We start from the raw sequence: 23,506 nt of genomic DNA, 5'->3' as shown, positions 1-23,506 counted from the left end.
TTAAAGTCCTGCAATTTGTACTTTTACGCCTCAATAGAAAGAAAATAGCCGGAATGAAAAGGGATACACAAATTTTTGAACTGATTGCTGCAGAAAAAGAGCGGCAGATCAATGGAATTGAGCTTATAGCATCAGAGAATTTTACAAGTCCACAGGTAATGGAGGCAGCCGGTTCGGTGTTGACCAATAAATATGCTGAGGGCTACCCGGGGAAGCGATATTACGGAGGCTGTGAGATCGTTGACCAGGTAGAGACTATTGCCATAGAAAGGGCCAAGGAGCTGTTTGGTGCCGTTTATGCCAACGTGCAACCACATTCGGGATCACAGGCCAATGCTGCGGTATTCCAGGCATGTCTTCAGCCCGGGGATACCATCCTGGGTTTTGATCTCTCTCATGGAGGTCATCTTACTCATGGTTCACCGGTTAATTTTTCAGGAAAATTGTATCGGGCAACTTTTTATGGAGTGGAGGAAGCAACCGGGATGCTCAATTACGATAAAATCCAGGAAATCGCTGACAAAGAAAAGCCAAAGCTCATTATAGCCGGGGCTTCGGCCTATTCCAGGGATATGGATTTTAAGAGATTTAGGGAAATAGCAGATAGTGTAGATGCCCTTTTACTGGCAGATATTGCCCATCCGGCTGGTTTAATTGCCAAGGGAATCCTCAATGACCCGATTCCTCATTGTCATTTTGTGACCACCACTACTCATAAAACTTTACGGGGTCCGAGGGGCGGACTCATCCTAATGGGACAGGATTTTGATAATCCTTTTGGCATAAGATTAAAAAATGGGAACCTGAGAAAAATGTCTTCCCTGATTGATCTGGCAGTATTTCCCGGAAACCAGGGTGGACCTTTGGAGCATATTATAGCAGCAAAGGCCATCGCTTTTGGAGAAGCCCTGACTGAAGAATTCCTTCATTATATGATTCAGGTGAAAAAGAATGCCGCCGCTATGGCAGCTGCTTTTGTCGCCAGGGATTACAAGATTATTTCCGGAGGTACAGACAATCACGTAATGCTCATCGATCTTCGAAATAAAGGGATTACAGGAAAGGAAGCGGAAAAAGTACTGGTTCAGGCCGATATCACGGCAAATAAAAATATGGTCCCATTCGATGACAAATCGCCTTTTGTCACTTCCGGGATCAGATTTGGTACTGCTGCAATAACCACCAGGGGTCTTAAGGAAGACGATATGGGTATTATTGTTTCCTTTATCGACGAAGTTCTCAGCAATCCGGAAAATGAAGATGTTATCTCCAGGGTGAAGGAAAATGTAAATGCGATGATGAGAAAAAGGCCTTTGTTCAGCTCTTTACTGATTGAGCAGGTTTAGGTCGCCCCGAATAATATTTTTGCTTTTCAGATCGTAGATAAGGGCTTCTTCATCAGATTCAAAGTAGAGTCCCCAGTAATTGTAATACCCCTTTTCGTCGATCTGATTGGGTCCTACATAACGCAGCATGGCATTTTCCGATTCAACTTCCTCGTAAACAGGGATAAATATTTCCACTGGAGTCATCGACATATGTCGGGTAAGGTAGACATAGTTCTCAGCCAATACACTAAGAATTGTATCTAACTGGTGTTCAACACTTTCGGGCGCGATCTTTTTAATCACTATAGTACAATCTTTTAATTGGAATGTAAGTTCTTCCACATCGATAAAAGTTCCGTTTAGTGCCCTGATTTCTTGCATATGATGATTCAACAGAGTGAGGCCATTATTTACCCAATGAGGTCCGTGAGAACCCCAGGTGCCTTGCTGGATATGGTATAAAACTTCATGCAGATTTAAAGGGCAGAACAATTCTATGACCAGGTTGTTTTCTTCGCAACAAACAGTAGAGTTACTGATTTCAATATTGGAAAAATAGTCTTTTTCGAGTCGATTTTTAAGAGAAGTCAGGCCAAGTGCCTCCTTTTTCCCTTCCTTACAAGAAGAGAAATACACCTTTGTATTTCTTTGTCTGTGGGGCATAGCAACTACTTTTTTTAAACCCTAATGTAAAATTAATGTTAAATCCTAGTAGTGTACTATATAAAAACCATAGAATTTATATGGTTTTTATATAAATGAGTAGTTTATATGCGAATTATTCTAAATAAAACATTGAAGATCAAGAGTATTTAGATAAAGCCTCTGTTTCTGGAAGCGGTAATTAGTGCCTGATCATTCTGCTTTTCAACACCGAAGAGCGACTTGAGTTGTCTTTTTCGGTTTTCTATGCCGGGTAAGGAGAGTGAAATAAATTTTACCATATCCTTGGTTTTGGTTCCTATGGATAGGTGGTAGAGGATTTTTTTATCGTTTTCATCCAGGGATATGTCCTGAGCCATCTTTTTACGAATGGCTACCAGGGCTTTCTGGGTGTAGTAGGGGGGCGAATTCAGGACGGTATTTACCATGGCCTGAAGGGATTTCTGATCTATCTCTGTTTTCACCATATACCCTTCGGGATCAACAGCCTGCATGATACTGTTAATTCGATAGTTGTCGCTGAAGGAAGACATAAAGACAATCTTCGAGTCGGGAGAAACCTCGCGGGCAAATACTCCCAGGTCTTCACCCGTCTTGGCCGGGCCATCTGTAGGGTTGGAGAGTTGGATATCTAAAAGGAGTATGTCATACGGAATCCCTTTGGCAGCTTCTTCTATTCTCTTTGTGGCTTCTTCATAGGATTTAGCTGTATCCATCTGGACTTTGAATCCTTCAAAATCTGAGTCTTCCAGAATAAACTTATATCCCAGAGTGGTCATTTCATGATCGTCAACTGCTAAGATTCTAACCTTTTTCATAAACCCTTCATTTTATGCTTCCTGCAGGTCCTTGGGTAAAGATATTTCTTTTTTTGCTTCCGGCGAAATGTGCTCCAGTGGGATTTCCACCAAAACAGTAGTTCCTATGCCCAATGCACTTTTCAGATGCCATTCGCCATTAATCTTGTTTACACGCGATTTAATATTCTTGTGCCCAATCCCTTTTTTACCTTTTGCTGCATCAAATCCACGCCCGTTATCCTGGATGGTAATTACCAAATCAGAATCATTGATCTCGAAAGATACATATACTGTGGAGGCATCGGCATGCTTTATGCAGTTTTGAAGGCTTTCCTGTAATATCCGATAAATATTAATTTTTGTGATTCCCTGCAGACTATCCCAGTCGAGATCCTGATCATAGGTAAAATGATAATCGATCCCTGCAGGTTGGCAACTGCTCTTTAGAAGGTCTTCGATGGAGCTGATAAAATTGTTGAATTTCTGATAGGAGGCATCGTTGAGTTCATGGGAGATAGCCCTGATCTCTTCCTGTACTTCCTTGAGTTTTTCGATGGCCTGTTCCCTGAGGGCAACGGCTGCCTCATCTCCTTTTTTGTTTAGCCCGAGGAGGATCATCCGCACCCCATTCATTTCCCCGAGAATACCGTCGTGCAGTTCTTCTGAGATACGCTTTTGTTCGGTTTGCTTTCCTTCTTCCAGCTTTTGCTTCTGTGCCAGCATGAGGTTAAAGATCTCCTGGTTGGCTTCCTGTTGTTGTTGCTGAAACCGGAGGCGCTGGTTTTTAACACGCTGATCCACGATGATAAAAAGGGCGATGGCTAGGAGTCCAACTCCTACTGCAATCCCAATCCATATGAGCCGTTGTCTGGAGAGTTGTATGTTTTCTGCTTCAGTCTCTGCAGTTTCATATCTGATAAGCCCAAATTTGTCGCGAATATTGCGTTCCTCGATCTGCATACTGTCGCGTAATGCAATGTATTCCCCCTGGTATGCTGCAGCATTTTCAGGATCGAGCTCAGCCAGTAGCAGAAGAGTTTCCAGGTATCTGAGATTGTTATTGATTTCCCTGGCGAGGTCTCTGGCGTTAGTGGCATAGACATAGGCATCAGGAAGGATTCCCACTCGCTGAAAGTATTGGGCTAAATGATAATAGTTGAGGGAGAGCCCTTCCAGGTCGCCTATACTATCACGGATATGAAGTGCCCTGTACAGGTCGTTTTCCACAGTAGCGGTTTCACCCAATTCCAAGTTTGTCCGGGCAAGATTCCCCAGGGTTCGGGCATATGATTCCGGCCTTTTAATCATAAGGCTATCTGTGTTCAGGGCATTCTGAAAGGCCCTTTTGGCTTTTTCAAAATCACCTGAGTCGAAATAAACTAAACCTAGATTATTATTTAGGGAAGATTTGTTTATTGGATCTAAATCTGTTTTTGAAAGGTATTCTGCCGCTAAGGTATAGTGTTTAATGGCATCTTCGTATTTGTTCAGGGCCCCTTCGGCAATCCCTAAAGTATTATAAGCCTGATATAGCCTTTTATTATTATTCGTTGGTTTCAGCAGTTCAATGGCTTCCACTAGTGTAGCTATAGCGCCTGTATTATCGTGTACTGAGGTTTGAACAGTGGCAATAGATCTTAATATCTGGGCAGCATTTACATCTTCCTCTAGATCTCTATAAATTTTCAAAGTAGCATTAAAATAGTAAAAAGCGCTATCGCGTTTGGCTACTGAAGGCCAGTTATAGTAAGCTCCCCTGTCCCAATAGCCTTCAGCTAATCGCAGGGAATCCTTTGTCTCTTTTGCATAACTAATCGCAATAGAGTTCATTTTTTTAAAATTGATAGAATCTTTTAACTTGTAATAGGCTAATGAAAGTTTTGAAAGATATTTCCCCTTAACGGTATCTTCAGGCATATTCTGAACGTCATCATAAACTGCCTTTAATATGGAATCACGAAGGCTTTTTGGGATTGTCGTGGATTTAGCCTCTTCGATCAAATCCGTTATCCGATCTTCAGTTACAGTATTATCATTCTTTCCCGACTTGTTATTCTCCTGATTGCAGGAAAGGAGACCTAATGACAGGAGAATAAGAGTTGATTTTAAGAAAAGTCGCATATTGAAGCAGGAACAATTTCATGGCAAGATAAAAAAAAGGAGTCTTACAAGTTGTAAGACTCCATAAATTGTAAGTGTTATAGTTCTATCCGTCTCTACCGGTATCGTTATCAGTATTCCCGTCAGTTGCCTGAGTTTCGTACAGGCTTTGGTCTTCGGCGGTGTCGTTAGTGCAGGAAATCATAGATACGCTAAAAAGGGCTATGGCAAAAATACATGCTAATTTTTTCATCGGAGTTTCGTTTTAGAGGTTTAATTTTCAACTAAACTATTCGCCAGCGGAATAGTCTATTGCCTTAAAACAAAAGTTTTAGTATACCCCCGGGGTCTGTGAGGAAATGAGTGGTTTTTGTAAGAATTTTATTATTTAAGGGTGGAAATGGCGTTTTTTGACAATACCTTTTTTAATCCGTCTATATTCTCCTTATACGTCTTGGAGAAGGGCAATTGCTTTTTCCCAGATTTTAATGAACAGATATTTTTCCCATAGTTGATCCTTGAAACATAGTCCATGTTCAGGATATAACTCTGATGAATACGGATAAAGTTTTTGGGTAAGGAACGCTCAAAAGTCTTGAGTGTTTTAAACGCACTGATAACACTCCCGTCCTTCATAATAAAGTCGGTTGCATTATTATCAGCCTGCAAATAGAGGATCTCATCTGTGTCGAGATAATGAAAATCCTTATATGACTTCAGGCAAATAGTGTGCGAACTCACTTCTTTAGGATGCTGTTTTTTCAATCGAAGCAGCGTTTTGCGGATATCCAGTTCATTATAGGGCATCAACCAGTAATCGTAAAAACCATTTTTAATGGCATGGTAAGCATATTCTTTGCTTTTTGCTATCCCGATAATCAGGGGTAGCTCATTCATATACTGGTGTAATTCAGAGACCATGAGGAAGTAGTCCATGGCCAGGTCATTCAGATTGATAAATACCAGATCCGGAAGATTTTTCAGGATAGAATTAATTCCTTCCCGGCTGTCCCTGGACCGATCCAAACAGATAAAGTCACCATGGTCTTCCAGATAGTGCTGTAATTGCAAATTGGAAGTGGCGTCTGCATCAATTATGGTGTATCGATACTCCATAGACATTTGATTGTGGGAAAATTAGTAAACCTCTGTGAGATAGGTCTATAGATTTCCCGTAGAATAATTATGGTTTTAGTAGCTAATATACTGAAAATCAATTCAAAAGAAAGAATATTCCTACAAATTATGATAAATGACTGAAATTCAGATTAGTTTTACTGTTGATAGGCCCCCAGTGCAGGATCTCCTGTTCTGTCTTTTCCGAGAAGATCCAGGGGCACTAAAAGCGCCGTATTGACGTCTCCCTTTCCAAGTGCTGTTGAGGTCGGTTGAAGGGTGAAATTATTCCTGAAGGGATCGGTAAATTCTGTGTCAGAATTTAAAAATAGATTGTCGTACAGGGATGTATTTGTAAAATCGTAAAGCGGGTCATTTGTAAACTGACCTCCACTGTCTGAGAATTTCAATAGGGTATGAGAGAAAAAGAAATTAAAGTCGAACCCCGCCAAGGCATCTAAACTAAGTTCCCTGGCAGTATTGCCGTCTACAATACAATTGAGGAAATTGGCCTGGTTCAGATTTGCCCCGGTCTGATTGCCGACTTCATCCGTTTCAAAACTAGTAATCTTAAGGGCCGGTCCTGTCCGGAATCCATTGCTCCAGTAATTGGCAATAGTGGAGTGGAGGAAATTGTAGGTCCCGCCCTTCTGGCAGAACAGGCTGTGTGTCCCGGCATTGCCTAAGACAAGGTTTTCCCCGTTGATTGATGTATTCCTTCCCCAAAGATTTACGACTGAAGAATTGTAGATCTGGGTATTGCTTATGTCCAGGGTGGATGGTGACGCCTGAGGATTTCCTTCTACAAGAATCCCGACGGTTGCATTTCTCACAGTGAGATAGGATATTTGATTATCCATGCTTCCTGGTGCCAGCCACAGTGTGCCCCATTGCCCGGGCACTTCTGCAAACTCAGGTTCCAATCGGTCTCCTTCAAAGATCACTTCATTTTCGAGAAGTTCAGGATCTTCACTTAGCGTTCCATTGATTTGGATACTACCTCCGGTTCCCACGAGAATCCCGGAATTTTCATGAAAAAACACCCTTGTTCCCGCATCCATTGTGAGTACTTTATTAGCTCCCACGGCGGCATAACCATAAATCACATAGGGCAGGTCTGCAGTAAAATCGAGTTCATCATCCTCCAGGACAAAGCCTTCAATCCTCAATTCATTGCCCTCCTCATCAAGTCCCAGCAACAAGGTCTCTTTGCTTCCATCTGAGAAGGTAGAGGGATAGAGAAAAACAGCCTCCTTAACTAAGGTCACCAAAGGAATGCTTTGTTCATTTACACCCGCATCAAAAAGAATATGGTCTACATAAAGGAATTCATCGGGAGAGGAAGGGGGGATATCATAGGTAGTTTCTATAAAGATATACAGGCTGTCCCGAGCAAAAAGAGGTATGTTCTGAAAACTCTGGCCTGCCTGCCCGTCTACATTGAGGCGATACTGGCTACTGGCGCCCTCCGCCAGGCGAATACTGGGGATTTCAATGTCTTCTTTAGACCGGTTGTAAACCTTCAGGCTGTAGGTACTGCTCCCAATATTACTGAAGATAGTATCCAGGAAAACCGTGTCTTTAGAGAATTGCAGCTGTCCACTACTTGGGGCATAATCGAAGTCCTTCCTGCAGGAACTCAGCCAAGACAGGCAACCAACCAGGACCAGGGAAACGAGTAAAAAACGCATCGACACGATTCAGGAATTAGCTTTTTGAATAAACACTGAACGGATTTCATCAGGAATTCGCATGGGTTTAAGTGTTTTACTATTTATCAAACACCATTGGGTTTCGGATTTCAATAAGGGAAGCTCAGTAGCTTTATCAAACATCTCGACTACCCTGGTGGAAATAGCCCCGGCTGAATGATCAATATAGGTCTGCATCACCACAGTATCTCCTAATTTGGCCGAATTCTTATATTGGATCATGTGCTGCTTTACCACCCAGATCACATTATTCCTCATGGATTCAGGAGCCCTGGATTCCCAATGTGCTTTTGAGATATCCTGGATCCACTGTACATAACGCACATTGTTAACGTGGTCTAGATCATCCAGATCTTCCTCCCCAACTTTTCTGGTCATTTCAAAGATCATCTATTCTTTTTTTTGGAGGGTGATCTCAAAAAGTTTATCCCAATTCTTTCCGGTGATAAAGAAAGTCTTGCGTTCAGGATGATACGCAATTCCGTTCAGTACATCCAGTTTGGGATGCTGAGCCACCTTTTCCCGGAGTCCTCCTAAATTGACCACTCCTTCAATTGCTCCGCTTTTGGCATCAATGATCATCATACTCTCTTTCTGCCAGACGTTAGCGTAGATTTTGCCATTGACGTATTCGAGTTCGTTGGCTTTGTTAAATATTGATTTATTTGTCACGATCTGAATATGATCTTCCTCTGTCAAGGTTTCAGGGTTGAGCAGCCAGATCCGTTCGGTGCCATCGCTTTTATAGAGATGCTTCCCATCGTTACACATACCCCATCCTTCCCTACTTTTGCCGTATTGAAATTTATCAAGGCGTTCAAGAGAGGACGCATCATAGATAAAACCGACATTATGCTGCCAGGTCAGTTGATATAGTCTATCGTTTAAAAGTGTAATTCCTTCTCCGAAGTATTGAGGTTCAAGGTTTACCTGTTGAAGAACCTCCCCGGTCTTGTAATTGATCTTTCGAACATATGATTTTGCCCCACCTCCGGATCCTGTACTTTCGTATAGGGTATCACGATAGAACTCAAGTCCCTGGGTAAAGGAGGTAATATCGTGCGGAAATTCATTTATAATAGTATAGGTATAAAGCTGAGGGCTTGCCGGAGCCAGGATTTTTATATCTCTGCTAACTTCCAGAGGCTTGCCGTCTGATAGAAAATGAGCTGTGAGTTTTTGAACCCCTAATTTCTCTGCATTCAGGACCCAACCCTCGTCAACCGATTGTAATTCTTGTCCGGCTAGTGTAAATGTAAGATCCTCTACAGCTAACTCTTTTTTGTTTTTAACAAATGGTCTGATAGTGTCCGTTGCGATATAGGATTTCCCGTTCTTTTTCAGTTGGAGGGAAAACATTTTAGCGGGATCCTTTTCACCCCCGCAACTCATAAAAAATAACAACAACCCATTAAGGATGAAGAACTTAATGAAATTCATAGCCAAGAGTAGATTTTAAAGCAAGTTACCCCATTAATTTAAGATTCTAAAACGATTGTCTCAAATTTAAAAGGTTGTATATTTGCATGAGGCAAGTCCTACACGACCAGCTCCTGTAGAATCCCCCAGGGTGGGAACGCAGCAAGGGTATACGGTCGTAGCGGTGCGATGTAGGTAGCTTGCCTTTTTTTGTACCCTGTAGTGAACAATGTCGGACCAACTAAGATCTGGCTGTTTTTGGGCTGGCTGCTTATTATTTGTTTCTTTGCAACACCTATGAATAACAAAGTGGTTTTGGTAACTGGTGGTTCTTCCGGCATTGGGAGGGCCATAGGAAATTACCTGAAAGGAAAAGGATTCAGCGTATTCGGCACTACCCGTAATTTAAGTAAACAGCAGAATTTTGAGGATTTTGAATTGCTGGAACTCGATGTCACAAAGCCCGATACCATCCAAAATGCCCTTGACCTCCTGTTGCAAAAAGAAGGTGCTCTGGACATTCTTATCAACAATGCTGGCGTAGGGATCACAGGCGCCATTGAAGAAACGCCCAATGATGCTATTCTCCATGCCTTTGAAACCAACTTTATTGGCCCCTTGAATATGACCAAAGCTGTTCTGCCTGTAATGAGAAAACAACAGGGAGGAACAGTTATTAATATTACATCCATAGCAGGAAAAATGGGACTTCCTTACCGGGGAATTTATTCGGCTAGTAAAGGAGCCCTCGACATCGCCACGGAAGCACTTCGTTTGGAGACCAGAGAATTTGGAATCCGGATATGTACCCTTGCTCCCGGAGATTTTAAAACAAATATCGCCGCAGGCAGGTATCACGCCCCCCTTCAAAAACAATCTCCCTATTACGAAGCATACGGTGCTACTCTGCGAATGATCAATGAAGACGTAGACCAGGCAGGGAATCCGATGGAGGTTGCCGAAAAAGTTTATAAGATCATCAGGAAAACCTCTCCTAAGATTCATTATAAAGTCGGGAGCCCCATGCAGCGATTTTCCGTAATTTTAAAAAGGATACTTCCCGGGAAAGTTTATGAGAAGCTGTTGCGAAATCATTATAAATTGTAGTTTTGCAGGGCATCCTATGAATGCAGATATTCATACATTTAATCAAAATCAGAACTTATGAAATTCTTTATCGATACAGCGAATTTAGACCAGATCAGAGATGCTCAGGAATTGGGCGTTTTAGATGGGGTTACCACCAATCCCTCACTCATGGCCAAAGAGGGGATTACCGGGAGAAACAACATCCTGAAGCACTATGTCGATATTTGCAATATTGTAAGTGGTGATGTTTCGGCTGAGGTGATCGCAACGGATTTTAAGGGAATGGTAAAAGAAGGGGAGGAGCTGGCTGATCTGCACGAACAGATCGTGGTGAAGGTACCAATGATCAGAGATGGTGTTAAAGCCCTCAAGTATTTTGCAGATAAAGGAATAAGAACCAATTGCACCTTGGTTTTCTCTCCGGGACAAGCTTTATTGGCCGCAAAGGCAGGCGCTACCTACGTATCGCCTTTTTTAGGACGATTAGATGATATTTCCACAGACGGACTCAACCTGATTGCGGAAATCAGACTGATATATGACAATTACGCCTTTCCAACTCAGATCCTTGCGGCATCGATAAGGCACACAATGCATGTAATTGATTGTGCAAAACTGGGAGCAGACGTCATGACCGGTCCTTTGTCTTCTATAGAGGGACTTTTAAAACATCCTTTGACGGATATCGGGTTGGAGAAATTTCTTGCCGACTACAAAAAAGGGAATTAAAGGGAACGGAGATTCTCTGCAGTACTCAATCAAAAAGATCGGAAGATATGGGCGAAAGCATCTACAATCTTGCCATCTTTTGCAATAATCGCTTTATTGGGATTATAAACAATTAGGGTGTGGACCGTTTCGTCATAATCTTCTGTCCAGAATTGTTCTGAAGGATCCAGACCACTTGTTTTAACCATATTTTTCCAGTTGGCCTTATCAGTTTTCATGTTGAGACCTACAAAGCGGTGATTGGGATACTCGGTTTTCAGCTCAGAAACTCGTTTCATGATATTCCGGAAATGTCCTGGTTCTGAACCTGACCAAAAGTAAAACACTACTGTTTGACCTGATTTAATTTCTGAAAGCTCGAGTTCTTTGTCCTCAAAAGAGTAAACCTTGAATGAGGGCAATGCCTTTGAAGGCTGCATCTTGAGAATTCCCTGGTATAAAGTGTAAATTTCTTCGTTGTGAGCGTTGTTTTCAGAGAACTTCTTGAAGCTCTCGATAAATTTTACAGTATTCTCTTCGTTCTCATGCTTCAACAGATAATCAATTGCCACGCTTCTGAAGAGATTATCGCGCAGTTCCTTCTGAGTGATCAGGCTGTCAATAAGGTGTAATTTATGCTGATTGAAATGCAATTGCCTGCTCGCCTTGTCCAAATCATCCGGGCAGTGCTGCTTACAATGATTGAAAGCCAGATTCCCCATATGATACTTCATAAAGTTGTAATAGGGCCTCAGATAGATGTAGTCGCCATTATTGTAATTGACATTTTTCCGATAGTCATAAAAAGTTTTTGGCAGTTCGTGCATAATACCTTCTCCACTTCTTCTTCTGTGATAAAATGGATAGGCTTCCATGGAGATATTCGAACTGTACACAATGAAAGCTTTGGCCAGATCAGAAGCTTTTGGAGATAAATTGAACTCGGTCTGAATTTGCTCAAATAAATCAAGCTTGGAATCGCGAAGTGAATCAATCTTCACCTGGAAATCGGAGGGTTCAAGTTGGTAGAAGGATTGAACCATTTCTTCCTCTTCTTCCCTGCTCAGGAACATTTCCAGTATAAAGTTGTTAATTTCTTCACCTTGGCCTGAGAAAACAAGGGATTCGTCAAAATCTGAAGTATTTAACCTAATTTGGAGGCTATCGCCTTTTTCAAGATAAATATACTGTGATTCGGGGCGGTGAACAAAGTGATGAAGGCCTTCAACTACAGAGTCGAGGGAAAATGAGAATCGGTTATCTTCATCTAGGACAGCTGTATCAAGCGCCTGTTCTCCTTTAAAGAGGACCACCTGGTCACTGGTTGGATTAACAATCTCCCCTGCAAAAATGACCCGGTTGGCGTTGCCTTTATTCTGCTGGCAACTCCATGTAAGAAATACGAGGGTCGAAAGAAGTAAAAGTCTATTCATATACGGCCACTAAATAACCGTAACAAAGCTAAGAAATGCCGAACGCGAGCCTTGTTAAGGGGGCGTTAAAAATTCTTAAATCTATTTAGTCCGGTGCAGATAAAGCCTTTCTCTTGTTCCATCGGTCATATTTTAACTACTTTTGCAAAAATTTTAAAGAATCGCTATGCTATCTGTTTCTAACTTATCTGTACAATTCGGTAAACGAATTTTATTTGATGAAGTCAATGTAAGCTTTACTCAGGGAAATTGTTATGGGGTTATCGGCGCTAACGGTGCCGGCAAATCCACTTTCCTGAAAATCCTGTCCGGTACGGTCGATCCTACTTCGGGACATGTTCACCTCGAGCACGGAAAGCGAATGTCTGTACTGGAACAGGATCACAATGCCTACGACGGTAATACGGTTCTGGAGACGGTGGTTATGGGAAACAAACCATTATTTGAGATCAAAAAGGAGATAGATGCTTTGTATGCCGATTATTCTGATGAAAATGCCGAGCGGATAGGGGAGTTGCAGGTGACTTTTGAAGAAATGAACGGCTGGAATGCAGATAGTGATGCTGCGGCCCTTTTATCGAATCTGGGTATACGCGAGGAATTTCACTATACGGAAATGTCGGATCTCGATGCCAAATTGAAGGTGAGGGTTTTACTTGCGCAGGCACTTTTTGGTTCTCCTGATGTACTGGTAATGGATGAACCTACCAATGATCTCGATTATGAAACCATTGAATGGCTCGAAAACTTCCTTGCCAATTATGAGAATACCGTGATTGTAGTATCGCATGACCGTCACTTCCTGGATGCGGTTTGTACGCATGTTGTGGATATCGATTTTGGAAAACTCAATCTCTACTCCGGTAACTATACATTCTGGTACGAAAGCAGTCAGCTTGCAGCACGCCAAAGGGCCCAACAAAATAAGAAGGCAGAAGAGAAAGCCAAGGAATTACAGGAGTTTATCATGCGCTTTAGTGCCAATGTAGCGAAGAGTAAGCAGGCAACCTCCCGGAAAAAGATGCTCGAAAAACTAAAAATTGAGGACATCAAGCCTTCTTCAAGAAGATATCCTGCCATTATTTTTGACCGTGAGCGGGAAGCCGGGGATCAAATCCTTAACATAGATGGGATGTCGGCCAGGAGCGAGGATGGAGCATTGCTATTTGACAAACTCAATTTAAACCTTGCAAAAGGAGACAAAGTTGCCGTCATCTCAAGAGATTCAAGGGCAACCACGGCATTTTATGAAATCATCAATGGGAACAGAAAGCCAGAATCGGGGAAATATCAATGGGGGGTAACGACTACACAATCGTACCTGCCTGCCGATAACTCCTCATTTTTTGAGCAAAATATTAACCTGGTTGATTGGCTGAGGCAATGGGCTAAAACCGAAGAGGAAAAAGAAGAAGTATACCTCCGGGGGTTTCTCGGTAAAATGTTGTTCAGTGGAGAAGAAGCTCTGAAAAAATGCACGGTATTATCAGGGGGAGAGAAGGTAAGGTGCATGTTGAGCAGGATGATGTTACTCAGAGCCAATGTATTGATGCTGGACGAACCAACCAACCATTTGGACCTGGAGAGTATTACAGCATTTAACAATTCGCTTAAGAACTTTAAAGGGACGGTACTTTTTACTACCCACGATCACCAATTTGCCCAAACAGTAGCTAACAGGATAGTGGAACTTACTCCCAAGCAAACTATTGATCGTTATCTGAGCTTTGATGATTATATGTCGGATAAGAGCATCAAGGAGTTGCGGGAAAAAATGTACAGCGTCCCGGCCTAGATAATTTCCGGGCATAAAAAAAGCATTCGAAAGAATACTTTTTTTTAATCAATAAACATCTTAAGCGTTAAAATACTTACTGTTCCAGATCGCAGGATTAAAATTTTTCCCCAGAGCAAAGCCGTAGAATATTACCACGGATGCAATCGACTTAAACATGAAGAAAAAGATAATCCAGAATTCAGCCTGAGTACTGCTTTTTGAAAAGAGTCCTTCAGGCACCAGCTGAGTGGCAAAAAAAGAAATCAGCAAAACCAGCATGCTGAGGTTTACTATATTTTTAAACGGCCAGGCCATTAGTTTTCTCAGTGGATGCAGGTCATTTCCCCAACGATGAATTAAATAGTAATAACCGTTGCCGATAGGGGCAAATAATAAGGGGTCGTCTTTGTCTTCTAAGCGGAATAGTTTTGATGGCGCTACTATTTTAAAGCCCTCAATGGAAATCATATGATCTTTTTCAAGTGCCTTTATTTTTGATATCCCCTCCTGAGGAATTTCACCTTTGAAGTATTTTGAATCGAGAAAACGCAGCCGGTAATCTATGCAGATCTTCTTTATCTGATCCAGATGATAGATTTTGTCCGTTTCGAGAAGGTCAAAGCAAAAGCGATTTTCCACGCCTTTCCGCGATCCTTCCAAACGCTTTTGAATTTGCTCTTCTTTGGCGGTGTCTTCTTTGAGAAATTGATTGACGGCTTCGATGAGATCCTCCTGAATCCCAACCCTGCGCGTCTCGAGGGTAAGTTTTTCCTCGATATTCGTTCTTGGTAATAACATTCTTTTCCTTTTAGCAATTTTCACAAAAGTACATATTAAGACTACTTCAGGCAACCCTCTTTCCCCAATCGACCTATGTTAATATTATGTTAATTTCGATTAAGGTCAATACCCGGTCACGTATTTGCTAAACTAAAAATGTATATTGTCGATCTTTTGTTACCGTTCGTCGATTCGGTGATAAGAACCAACTATGAGAATGAAGCCTTTATTAACAATTGGGCTTTGGGTTTTCTTTGTGCTTCCGGCATTGGGAATTGCTCAGGCCACAGACGATTATTCCGATTTCAAGAAAACGATCTACACCACTGCTGTAGAATCGGGGGATTATATTACCCTTACTTCAGCCTTAAAAGCCGCCGATTTGGATATCCTTCTTGATGGAGATGCACCATTTACCATCTTTGCACCCTCCGACCGGGCTTTTAAAAAACTCTCATCCGATAAAATTGCGCATCTCATGCGCCCTGAAAACAACAAGCAACTTAAGGAAATACTTACCTATTTTATGGTGGCAGGATCACTTTCGGCCTCTAAAATCCTTAATGCCATGGTGAAGGGAAATGGAAATGCAACTTTTACTACCGTTCAGGGGAAAAAGATAAAAGCTTCGATTGAGGGAGTAGATATTGTCCTCTCAGACGGCTTGGGTAATAAAGCCAGGATTACGATAGCCGACTCCGATCAGTGTAATGGGATTATACATACCATTGATAGCATAATCCTACCTAAGGCCTTGTAATTTATTTACCGTAATTCGGCCCCCAATTCTTGTTCATAGGCCGACTTCATCTTGTTCATGATCTTGTCAATCTGTTTATCTGTCAGCGTCTTTGTATTGTCCTGAAGTGTAAAACTAACGGCGTAGGACTTTTTTCCCTGAGGTAGTTTGTCCCCGGTGTATACGTCGAAAAGCGAGAGGTCCTTTAACAACTTTTTTTCAGTCTTAAATGCAATTTCTTCAAGTTCACTAAAGGGGATCGCTTCATCGAGTAAAAGCGCAAAATCTCGTCTTACAGAAGGGTATTTAGGAATGGGGTTGTAAACAATCTTTTGTTTAGCTGCGAGGGTACAAATGGCTTCCCAATTGAAATCGGCAAATAATATTTGTTGGCTGATGTCAAAGCGCTTCAATAGTTTTTTACTGACAAGTCCAAGATGTACTAAAGAGGTTTTATCCTTTATTAATTCTAAGCCCTCACTGAATAATGGATCAGGTGTTGAGGTAGATCGGCATTTATCAATACCCATTTTATTGAGGATGAGTTCTACTACGGATTTAAGATAATAGAAGTCGGTAGGCTTCGACGGACTTGTCCAGCTTTCTGCCATCCTGTCTCCGGTTATCAATAGCGAAAGGTGACGGTCTTCCTCATATCCGTCAGATCCTCTATGATATGTTTTACCAAATTCGAAAAGCTTCAGATGCTGACGCTTCCTATTGATATTATAGGAGGCAGCTTCCAGAGCCGAAAAGAGCATGGACGGTCTCAAGACAGACAAATCCGAACTTAGCGGATTTAATATTTTAACTCCAGGCGAATTATCGCCGTTCAGCGATTCCGAGTATTCGGGATTGGTTAGGCTGTTAGAGAGGATTTCATAAAATCCTTGTGCAGCAAGCAGATCTCCTGCATGATTTTGCAGGATATAGTCCTCAAATCGTGAGGAGGTAGCAACAGAGGCATGGAGCTTGGGGTCGAAGTTGATATTGTTATATCCAAAAACCCTGAGAATTTCTTCAATGACATCCACTTCCCGGGTAACGTCTATTCTATAAAAAGGAATGACCAGCCCTAATCCCGATTCGGTTATATTTTTTATTTTGATATCGAGGGAAGTCAGGATTGATTTAATCACATCCTTCGGGATTTCCTGGCCGATCAGTTTGTTGATCTTTTCAAAGGTGAGGAAAACCTGATTGTCTTCCTTCTTTTTGGGATACAGGTCGACCACATCTGAAGTGATCTCACCTCCGGTGAGTTCGCAGATCAACAAAGCAGCCCTTTGCAGAGCGTATTCAACATTATTGATATCTATACCCCTTTCAAACCTGAAAGAGGCATCTGTATTTAATCCGTGACGTTTGGCGGTTTTCCGGATGGATACCGGATCAAAATATGCACTTTCAAGGAAAATAGCTTTTGTGCTCTCGGTTACGCCTGTATTGATGCCTCCGAATATACCTGCTATACACATGGGCTTTTCCCCATCACAAATCATCAGGTCATCTTCATGCAGGATTCGCTCTTCCCCGTCGAGGGTCATAAATCTTGTGCCGGTTTTGACGGTCTGGACTATAATCTCTTTCCCAAAAATACGGTTGGCGTCAAATGCATGGAGTGGCTGTCCAAGCTCATGCAAGACATAGTTAGTTGCGTCCACCACATTGTTTATCGGCTTGAGTCCGATTGCCCTGAGGCGATTTTTAAGCCAGTTGGGAGAAGGTTGTACAATTAGATTACTTATGGTGACTCCGGCATATCGGGGAGCGAGACTGGGATCCTTCACGGATACCGCAATTTTCAAGGACCTGTTGGCTACACTGAAATTACTCAGGGAGGGAGTAAGCATTTCTTTTTTAATTCCCTGCTGCTGTAGGCCGGCTTTCAGATCCCTGGCAACACCGAAATGACTCATAGCATCAGCCCTGTTAGGTGTCAGACCAATTTCAAAGACTTGGTCATTCTCAATTTCAAACAATTCTGATAAGGCCGTCCCCGGTTCTATGGAGTCTTCCAGGATCATTATTCCTTCGTGATCCTCCCCAAGACCCAGTTCATCTTCTGCACATATCATTCCTTCACTCACTTCCCCGCGGATTTTCCCTTTTTTAATCTTTAGGGATTCCCCGTTGTTCATATGCAGCGTGGTCCCTATAGTTGCAACCGGGACCTTTTGTCCTTTTGCCACATTAGGCGCTCCGCATACAATCTTTAGGGGGGTATTGTTGCCGATGTCAACGGTAGTGAGTTTAAGCTTATCGGCGTTAGGATGTTTAATACAGTCGGTCACATGACCTACAACCACGCCTTTAAGGCCGCCGGGAATCGATTCAAAATCGGCTATGCCTTCTACTTCTAATCCCAAATCTGTAAGAAGTTCTGCAACCCTGGTCGGCTCCCAATCGAGCTGAAGGAATTGTTTTAACCAGTTATAAGAAATTTGCATGGACGTTCCTTAAGCGTTCAAAGATAAAACAATGGGGGTTCACATTCAAAGCAGAACGACTCTTTCATCACGATTTTTGCAAAATTTGTTTTCTCCATTATTTCGATATTTGCAACTTAACTGAAAATCATGCAAAAGAAGATTCTGGTATTCCTCTGTATTCTTACAGCCTTAGGCTGCAAAGAGAAAAAAGAAGTTGAATTAAGTGTAGGTATCTGGAGAGGGGAGATGGAGGTAATGGATCAACATCAACTTCCTTTTAACTTTTCCCTGAGCAGGGAGGAAGGAAGTTATATAATGGAGGTTTACAATGCTGAAGAAGTTTTATTAATCGATGATATTGAATTAAAAGGAGATTCCATCAGGGTAAACATGCCTGTTTTCGACGGCTTTTTTACGGCAACCTATACATCGGATACGATGGTCGGTGAATTTGTCAAGGAAGACCTGGACCGCAGGGTTCCATTTAAAGCAATCTATGGAGACAGCCTGCGCTTTAAGGGTAACAAGTCACCTTCTGCCAATATACAGGGAATATGGGAGGCAGAATTCAGCAAGGAATCCGATGATGCCTATATGGCCAAAGGAATTTTTCAGCAGGAGAATGGCAAAGTCAAAGGTACTTTCAGGACAACTACCGGCGATTACAGATATCTGGAAGGTACTATTCAGGGAGATTCTCTCAAATTGTCCACTTTTGACGGGGCACATGTATTCCTCTTCCTAGCAAAAGTCACGGACAGTGCAATGAATGGTGTCTTTTATTCCGGAAATCATTTTCAGGAACCTTTTGAAGCCTTCCGCAACCAATCCTTTGAATTGCCGGATGAGGATTCGCTTACCTACTTAAATGAAGGGTATGAAAAAGTGTCCTTTTCCTTTCCCGACACGGAAGGTAACTTCATATCTCCTGAAGATCCTGAGTTCCAGGGGAAAGTGGTCATACTTCAGATCATGGGCACCTGGTGTCCGAATTGCCTTGATGAAACCAAGTTTCTAATTGAATATCTGAAGAATAATCCTGATGAAAACCTAGAGGTAATTGCCCTCGCCTTTGAATATGCAAAAACCGAGGAAAGGGCCTTCCGGGGCATTGAGCGATTAAAAGAACGCCTTAATATTCCCTACCCTGTGGTTCTGGCTCAATACGGAAGTTCGGACAAATCAACTGCCAATCAAAAGCTGCCTATGTTAAATCATGTCCTGTCTTACCCAACTACTGTTATTATAGATAAAAAGGGAAAGGTCAGGAAGATCCATACAGGGTTCAACGGACCGGCAACAGGAGAGAAGTATGTTACTTTTAAGAATGAGTTTGACGAATTCGTACAGCAGTTACTACTAGAATAAAAAAAGGGCCCTTCGGTTAAGAAGAGCCCCATGGTGGCTGTAAAAAAAAGTAATTAAATAATGGTTGATTTTCCCAACCAGATATTTTCTTTATTCAGGATAAGATAATCTTCGGAATCTCTGATATTTTCCGAGATAAAATCTCCAATGTGATTTGTTCCATATTTACTCGACGTATTAAGGTCTGGTGAGACAATTCCTTTTTTAATTGATGTAAGGACCGCTATAACTATAGCTCTTGATTCTTCATCCAACTTAAAATGGTCGAGTAACATTGCAGCTGACAGGATTGAGGCCACAGGATTGGCAATATCTTTCCCTTTAGCCTGTGGATACGATCCATGTACGGGCTCAAACAGAGCTGTACTTTCCCCGATGGAGGCAGAAGGTAATAAACCAATGGAGCCTCCCACAGCGCTTCCCTCATCAGAAAGTATGTCGCCAAACATGTTTTCGGTTAAGATCACATCAAATTGTGACGGTTTTAAGACCAGTTGCATCGCTGCGTTGTCTATAAACATACAATCGAGTTTCACCTCAGGATAACTCTCCCCGATTTTTGTAACCACACGCCTCCAAAGTCGACTAGACTCCAGGACGTTTGCCTTGTCTACGAGTGTTATTTTTTTTCTTCTGCTTTTGGCAGCTTTAAATGCCAGGTGGGCAATACGGCTCACTTCGCTTTCAGTATAAGTACAGCTGTCAGTAGCGATGGTGCCATCTTCGCTAAGCGATTTATCCCCGAAGTAGATTCCACTGGTAAGTTCCCGGTAAATCACAAAATCTGTTCCGGTTATCACCTTTTTCTTCAGGGGGGATTTGTCTGTAAGCGTCGGAAAAACCTTAATAGGCCTGATATTGCAAAATAGCCCCAGTTCTTTTCTTAGCCTCAGTAGTCCCTGTTCGGGTCTGACTTTCGCTGTGGGGTCATTATCGTATTTGGGATCACCGATGGCCCCGAAGAGTACGGCATCTGATTTTTTGCAGAGGGCAAGTGTTTTCTCAGGCAGAGGGTCACCCGATTTGTCCATTGCGGCTGCACCTACAAGCGCCTCCGTGTACTCAAATTCATGGCCGAAGGTCTCCTCAACGGCCTGCAGGCATTTTACGGCCTGGGCAGTTACCTCGGGGCCGATGCCGTCCCCGGGAAGCAGGGCGATTTTAAGTTTCATAGTCAGGCGATACTTTCAATGTTGATATTGGCCTTATCGATGATCTGGTGGATATCCTCATCGATAATTTCCTTTTTCCTGTCCGCAAACTTCAAGAAGTGTTCATAAATGACATCGAGTTGGACTTTAGTGAGTTCATACCCAATGTTCTTAGCCCTGTAGGCAAGAGCTGCTCTACCGCTTCTGGCGGTTAAAACAATAGACGAATGATCTACCCCTACATCCGTAGGATCCATGATTTCATAAGTTTCCCTCTTTTTGATCACCCCATCCTGATGGATACCGGAGCTGTGCGCAAAGGCATTTGAACCTACAATGGCCTTGTTAGGTTGTACAGGCATTCCCATTTTTTCAGAGACCATAAGGCTGGTATCATAAAGGAGCTTACTGTTTATACCCGTATCCAGATTGAGATAGGGATGTTGCCTCAGAATCATGACCACCTCTTCCAGGGAAGTGTTACCCGCTCGTTCCCCAATTCCGTTGATAGTACACTCAATCTGCCGGGCTCCGTTAATCACGCCGGAAATAGAATTGGCAGTAGCCAGACCCAGGTCGTTGTGACAATGACATGAAAGTATAGCCTTGTCAATCCCTTCGACATTTTCATGGAGATATTTCATTTTGGCGCCGTATTCCTCAGGAAGACAGTACCCGGTTGTATCCGGAATATTTAGCACCGTTGCTCCGGCCTTGATCACTTCTTCGCAAACCCTGGCCAGAAATTCGTTATCGGTCCTTCCAGCATCCTCAGCATAAAACTCAACATCCTCAACAAAACTCTTGGCGTATCTTACTGCATCAACGGCCCTTTCTAGGATTTTTTCTCTGGTGGAGTTGAATTTGTATTTGATATGCGAATCTGAAGTGCCAATTCCCGTATGGATTCTGGGTTTTTTGGCATGCTTTAATGCTTCAGCAGCCACTTCTATATCCTTTTTTACGGATCGGGTAAGTCCGCATACCGTTGCATTCCTGACAAGCTTGGCAATCTCATTGACCGAGGTGAAGTCGCCCGGACTGGAAATAGGGAAGCCGGCTTCAATCACATCCACCCCCAGGGTATCGAGCCTTTCGGCGATGACCAGTTTTTGTTTTGTATCCAGCTTACAGCCGGGGACCTGCTCTCCATCACGAAGTGTAGTGTCAAAAATGTATACTTTATCTTTGCTCATTATAATTACTTAATTTTACTCACCATAACGAATGTATTACAACCGACCCAGACCAATTGCGTGGTTGTGAGGCATTTACAACGTTAATATACTTTTTAAAGTATTTAACATATTGATAATCAAGGAGATAAGCATATCATTTTACGATGACAAATGTCAATAAGGACGCCTTATTCGTTTTAGTTAAATCACTTTCCAAATCTGAGAAGCGGCAATTTAAATTGTATGTGGGGCGACTCGGGGTCAATACCGATGCCAAATTCCTGGCCTTGTTCAATCTGATGGACAAGATGAAAAACTATGATGAAAGTGTTATCCTGGGCAGTGGTATCGTCAAAAAAGCACAGTTGTCTAATCTCAAGGCACACCTTTACAGACAAATACTGGTAAGTCTTCGCCTAAACCCGGTTAACCAGAATATCAGGGTGCAAATCAGGGAGCAGCTCGATTTTGCAACCATCTTGTATCAGAAGGGCCTTTACAAGCAAAGCCTTAAGATATTAGACAAGGTTAAATCGACAGCCATCGATAATGAAGAAAAGAATATCGCTTATGAAATCGTAGAACTGGAGAAGATTATTGAGACACAATACATTACCAGGAGTATCCCAGACAGAGCCGATGAGCTGGCCATACAGGCAAAAATGCTTTCTGAGCAGAATGTGATGACCAGCAAGTTGTCTAATCTTTCCCTTCAACTCTATGGGATGATGCTGAAGGTAGGTTATGTAAGGAATGAGGAAGATCTTAGGCGGGTAAAGGAGTACTTCGATGCGCACCTGCCTGAATACAATCTCGATGATCTGGGATTTCGTGAGAAACTTTGGTTGTACAAGGCACATCTTTGGTATAGTTTCCTGATTCAGGATTTTTTATCCTGTTATAAGTACGCCAGTAAGTGGGTCGACCTCTTTTATGACCACAAGGAAATGATTGCCTTAAACCCCGTATTTTTTCTCAAAGGGAATCACTATTTGTTAGAATCGCTCTTTTATGTGAAATACGCCTCTCAGTTTGAGAAAGTTCTGGCAAATTTGGAAAAAACGGTAGCCAAGAAGGACTTTCCGGCAAATGATAATATTGCTTCCCTGAGCTTTCTGTATATCAATGCCAATAAACTAAACCTCCATTTTCTTAAAGGAACTTTTGAGAAAGGGCTTTACCTTGTAAGGATCATTGAGTACGGCATCAATAAACACAGGGATCGGATTGACGAACACCACATTATGGTGTTTTATTACAAGATCGCCTGCCTGTATTTCGGGGTGGGGGATAACAAAAACTGTATCGTCTACTTAAAGAAAATCATCAGTAACAAGAACCTGAAGATGAGGGAAGATCTCATGTGTTTTGCGCGGGTGCTGAGTCTGGTTGCACATTATGAAGCCGGAATGGATTACCACCTCGAGATACAGCTAAAAAGTACCTATAAGTTCCTCTTGAAGATGAACGACCTGCACGAAGTGCAAAAAGAGATGATCAAATTTTTACGTAGTCTGGGATCGATCTATCCCAACGAACTCAGGGCCGAGTTTCAGAAGTTATACGACCGACTTAAACCCCTTGAAAATCACCCTTACGAAAAACGGGCCTTTCTTTATCTGGATATCCTTTCCTGGCTCGAGAGCCATTTGCAGAATAAACCGGTGGCAGAGGTCATCCGTGAGAAGGCTCTCAAAGCACTTCGATAACAAT

At 42.3% G+C, this 23,506-nt stretch carries 20 protein-coding genes and 1 other RNA gene; 8 read left to right on the top strand and 13 right to left on the bottom strand.

The window, feature by feature from the left end:
* Positions 1 to 53: 53 nt before the first annotated feature.
* On the top strand, positions 54 to 1,346 hold the full coding sequence (glyA, locus tag AB8P51_RS14465) for a serine hydroxymethyltransferase (protein ID WP_369749577.1): 1,293 nt from the start codon (positions 54 to 56) through the stop codon (positions 1,344 to 1,346).
* Here the strand turns inward: glyA and AB8P51_RS14460 are convergent.
* The 8 genes from AB8P51_RS14460 to AB8P51_RS14425 form a co-directional block, all read right to left on the bottom strand.
* Entirely contained in the window at positions 1,326 to 1,991 is a 666-nt protein-coding gene (locus tag AB8P51_RS14460; protein WP_369749576.1) for a hypothetical protein, read from the bottom strand. The two genes, glyA and AB8P51_RS14460, sit on opposite strands and share 21 nt — an antisense overlap.
* 149 nt (positions 1,992 to 2,140) lie before the next feature.
* The gene (locus tag AB8P51_RS14455) at positions 2,141 to 2,809 is read right to left on the bottom strand and encodes a response regulator (protein ID WP_369749575.1); all 669 of its coding nucleotides are present in this window, start codon (positions 2,807 to 2,809) and stop codon (positions 2,141 to 2,143) included.
* Positions 2,810 to 2,821: 12 nt separating this feature from the next.
* Positions 2,822 to 4,912: a tetratricopeptide repeat protein gene (locus tag AB8P51_RS14450; RefSeq protein ID WP_369749574.1), complete on the bottom strand. Its 2,091-nt coding sequence runs from the start codon at positions 4,910 to 4,912 to the stop codon at positions 2,822 to 2,824.
* Positions 4,913 to 4,997: 85 nt separating this feature from the next.
* Positions 4,998 to 5,144, bottom strand: coding sequence for a hypothetical protein (locus tag AB8P51_RS14445; protein ID WP_369749573.1), 147 nt, complete (start codon positions 5,142 to 5,144; stop codon positions 4,998 to 5,000).
* 131 nt (positions 5,145 to 5,275) lie between these two features.
* A complete protein-coding gene (locus tag AB8P51_RS14440) occupies positions 5,276 to 6,007 on the bottom strand; it encodes a LytR/AlgR family response regulator transcription factor (protein ID WP_369749572.1) in 732 nt (243 codons plus the stop codon).
* A gap of 158 nt (positions 6,008 to 6,165) precedes the next feature.
* Entirely contained in the window at positions 6,166 to 7,698 is a 1,533-nt protein-coding gene (locus tag AB8P51_RS14435) for a hypothetical protein (RefSeq protein ID WP_369749571.1), read from the bottom strand.
* A 9-nt stretch (positions 7,699 to 7,707) separates the two neighbouring features.
* Entirely contained in the window at positions 7,708 to 8,109 is a 402-nt protein-coding gene (locus AB8P51_RS14430; RefSeq protein WP_369749570.1) for an acyl-CoA thioesterase, read from the bottom strand.
* Entirely contained in the window at positions 8,110 to 9,159 is a 1,050-nt protein-coding gene (locus AB8P51_RS14425; protein ID WP_369749569.1) for a glutaminyl-peptide cyclotransferase, read from the bottom strand. It lies immediately after the preceding gene.
* A gap of 89 nt (positions 9,160 to 9,248) precedes the next feature.
* Here AB8P51_RS14425 and ffs point away from each other — a divergent pair.
* The 3 genes from ffs to fsa all read left to right on the top strand — a co-directional run bounded on the left by ffs (position 9,249) and on the right by fsa (position 10,956).
* Positions 9,249 to 9,347, top strand: an RNA gene (ffs, locus tag AB8P51_RS14420) — signal recognition particle sRNA small type.
* An 88-nt stretch (positions 9,348 to 9,435) separates the two neighbouring features.
* Positions 9,436 to 10,245 (top strand): SDR family oxidoreductase, encoded by an 810-nt coding sequence (locus AB8P51_RS14415; protein ID WP_369749568.1) that lies wholly within the window; start codon positions 9,436 to 9,438, stop codon positions 10,243 to 10,245.
* Between the two features lie 57 nt (positions 10,246 to 10,302).
* Complete coding sequence (gene fsa, locus AB8P51_RS14410; protein ID WP_369749567.1) at positions 10,303 to 10,956, top strand: fructose-6-phosphate aldolase; 654 nt, start codon at positions 10,303 to 10,305, stop codon at positions 10,954 to 10,956.
* A 29-nt stretch (positions 10,957 to 10,985) separates the two neighbouring features.
* On the opposite strand, the gene AB8P51_RS14405 is transcribed toward fsa, so the two are convergent.
* Positions 10,986 to 12,368, bottom strand: coding sequence for a TlpA family protein disulfide reductase (locus tag AB8P51_RS14405; RefSeq protein ID WP_369749566.1), 1,383 nt, complete (start codon positions 12,366 to 12,368; stop codon positions 10,986 to 10,988).
* A 166-nt stretch (positions 12,369 to 12,534) separates the two neighbouring features.
* Here AB8P51_RS14405 and AB8P51_RS14400 point away from each other — a divergent pair, with 166 nt between their 5' ends.
* Complete coding sequence (locus AB8P51_RS14400; RefSeq protein WP_369749564.1) at positions 12,535 to 14,163, top strand: ABC-F family ATP-binding cassette domain-containing protein; 1,629 nt, start codon at positions 12,535 to 12,537, stop codon at positions 14,161 to 14,163.
* Positions 14,164 to 14,223: 60 nt separating this feature from the next.
* Here the strand turns inward: AB8P51_RS14400 and AB8P51_RS14395 are convergent, their stop codons facing one another.
* Positions 14,224 to 14,943: a hypothetical protein gene (locus AB8P51_RS14395; RefSeq protein ID WP_369749563.1), complete on the bottom strand. Its 720-nt coding sequence runs from the start codon at positions 14,941 to 14,943 to the stop codon at positions 14,224 to 14,226.
* Between the two features lie 199 nt (positions 14,944 to 15,142).
* Between AB8P51_RS14395 and AB8P51_RS14390 the strand changes: the two genes are divergently transcribed.
* Positions 15,143 to 15,685, top strand: a complete 543-nt coding sequence (locus AB8P51_RS14390) for a fasciclin domain-containing protein (protein WP_369749562.1) — start codon at positions 15,143 to 15,145, stop codon at positions 15,683 to 15,685.
* 5 nt (positions 15,686 to 15,690) lie between these two features.
* On the opposite strand, the gene pheT is transcribed toward AB8P51_RS14390, so the two are convergent.
* On the bottom strand, positions 15,691 to 18,114 hold the full coding sequence (gene pheT / locus AB8P51_RS14385) for a phenylalanine--tRNA ligase subunit beta (protein WP_369749561.1): 2,424 nt from the start codon (positions 18,112 to 18,114) through the stop codon (positions 15,691 to 15,693).
* A 129-nt stretch (positions 18,115 to 18,243) separates the two neighbouring features.
* On the opposite strand from pheT, the gene AB8P51_RS14380 reads away from it, so the two are divergent.
* Positions 18,244 to 19,464 carry a peroxiredoxin family protein gene (locus AB8P51_RS14380; RefSeq protein ID WP_369749560.1) on the top strand — a complete coding sequence of 407 codons (1,221 nt, stop codon included), beginning with the start codon at positions 18,244 to 18,246 and terminating at the stop codon, positions 19,462 to 19,464.
* Positions 19,465 to 19,517: 53 nt separating this feature from the next.
* Here AB8P51_RS14380 and leuB read toward each other — a convergent pair whose 3' ends face one another.
* Together leuB and AB8P51_RS14370 are read right to left on the bottom strand one after the other, a co-directional pair.
* Complete coding sequence (gene leuB / locus AB8P51_RS14375; RefSeq protein WP_369749558.1) at positions 19,518 to 20,636, bottom strand: 3-isopropylmalate dehydrogenase; 1,119 nt, start codon at positions 20,634 to 20,636, stop codon at positions 19,518 to 19,520.
* Positions 20,637 to 20,638: 2 nt separating this feature from the next.
* Positions 20,639 to 21,811 (bottom strand): 2-isopropylmalate synthase, encoded by a 1,173-nt coding sequence (locus AB8P51_RS14370; RefSeq protein WP_369749557.1) that lies wholly within the window; start codon positions 21,809 to 21,811, stop codon positions 20,639 to 20,641.
* A 146-nt stretch (positions 21,812 to 21,957) separates the two neighbouring features.
* Here AB8P51_RS14370 and AB8P51_RS14365 point away from each other — a divergent pair, with 146 nt between their 5' ends.
* Positions 21,958 to 23,502: a hypothetical protein gene (locus AB8P51_RS14365; protein ID WP_369749556.1), complete on the top strand. Its 1,545-nt coding sequence runs from the start codon at positions 21,958 to 21,960 to the stop codon at positions 23,500 to 23,502.
* Positions 23,503 to 23,506: the final 4 nt, after the last annotated feature.

This window comes from Muriicola sp. SD30 (genome assembly GCF_041205185.1).
Lineage (GTDB): Bacteria > Bacteroidota > Bacteroidia > Flavobacteriales > Flavobacteriaceae > Muriicola.
This window is presented reverse-complemented; position numbering and strand designations above follow the sequence as displayed.

Coding starts and splice junctions, on each gene's coding strand:
- glyA (WP_369749577.1), top strand. CDS start 54: ATGAAAAGGGATACACAAATTTTTGAACTGATTGCTGCAGAAAAAGAG.
- AB8P51_RS14460 (WP_369749576.1), bottom strand. CDS start 1,991: ATGCCCCACAGACAAAGAAATACAAAGGTGTATTTCTCTTCTTGTAAG.
- AB8P51_RS14455 (WP_369749575.1), bottom strand. CDS start 2,809: ATGAAAAAGGTTAGAATCTTAGCAGTTGACGATCATGAAATGACCACT.
- AB8P51_RS14450 (WP_369749574.1), bottom strand. CDS start 4,912: ATGCGACTTTTCTTAAAATCAACTCTTATTCTCCTGTCATTAGGTCTC.
- AB8P51_RS14445 (WP_369749573.1), bottom strand. CDS start 5,144: ATGAAAAAATTAGCATGTATTTTTGCCATAGCCCTTTTTAGCGTATCT.
- AB8P51_RS14440 (WP_369749572.1), bottom strand. CDS start 6,007: ATGGAGTATCGATACACCATAATTGATGCAGACGCCACTTCCAATTTG.
- AB8P51_RS14435 (WP_369749571.1), bottom strand. CDS start 7,698: ATGCGTTTTTTACTCGTTTCCCTGGTCCTGGTTGGTTGCCTGTCTTGG.
- AB8P51_RS14430 (WP_369749570.1), bottom strand. CDS start 8,109: ATGATCTTTGAAATGACCAGAAAAGTTGGGGAGGAAGATCTGGATGAT.
- AB8P51_RS14425 (WP_369749569.1), bottom strand. CDS start 9,159: ATGAATTTCATTAAGTTCTTCATCCTTAATGGGTTGTTGTTATTTTTT.
- AB8P51_RS14415 (WP_369749568.1), top strand. CDS start 9,436: ATGAATAACAAAGTGGTTTTGGTAACTGGTGGTTCTTCCGGCATTGGG.
- fsa (WP_369749567.1), top strand. CDS start 10,303: ATGAAATTCTTTATCGATACAGCGAATTTAGACCAGATCAGAGATGCT.
- AB8P51_RS14405 (WP_369749566.1), bottom strand. CDS start 12,368: ATGAATAGACTTTTACTTCTTTCGACCCTCGTATTTCTTACATGGAGT.
- AB8P51_RS14400 (WP_369749564.1), top strand. CDS start 12,535: ATGCTATCTGTTTCTAACTTATCTGTACAATTCGGTAAACGAATTTTA.
- AB8P51_RS14395 (WP_369749563.1), bottom strand. CDS start 14,943: ATGTTATTACCAAGAACGAATATCGAGGAAAAACTTACCCTCGAGACG.
- AB8P51_RS14390 (WP_369749562.1), top strand. CDS start 15,143: ATGAAGCCTTTATTAACAATTGGGCTTTGGGTTTTCTTTGTGCTTCCG.
- pheT (WP_369749561.1), bottom strand. CDS start 18,114: ATGCAAATTTCTTATAACTGGTTAAAACAATTCCTTCAGCTCGATTGG.
- AB8P51_RS14380 (WP_369749560.1), top strand. CDS start 18,244: ATGCAAAAGAAGATTCTGGTATTCCTCTGTATTCTTACAGCCTTAGGC.
- leuB (WP_369749558.1), bottom strand. CDS start 20,636: ATGAAACTTAAAATCGCCCTGCTTCCCGGGGACGGCATCGGCCCCGAG.
- AB8P51_RS14370 (WP_369749557.1), bottom strand. CDS start 21,811: ATGAGCAAAGATAAAGTATACATTTTTGACACTACACTTCGTGATGGA.
- AB8P51_RS14365 (WP_369749556.1), top strand. CDS start 21,958: ATGACAAATGTCAATAAGGACGCCTTATTCGTTTTAGTTAAATCACTT.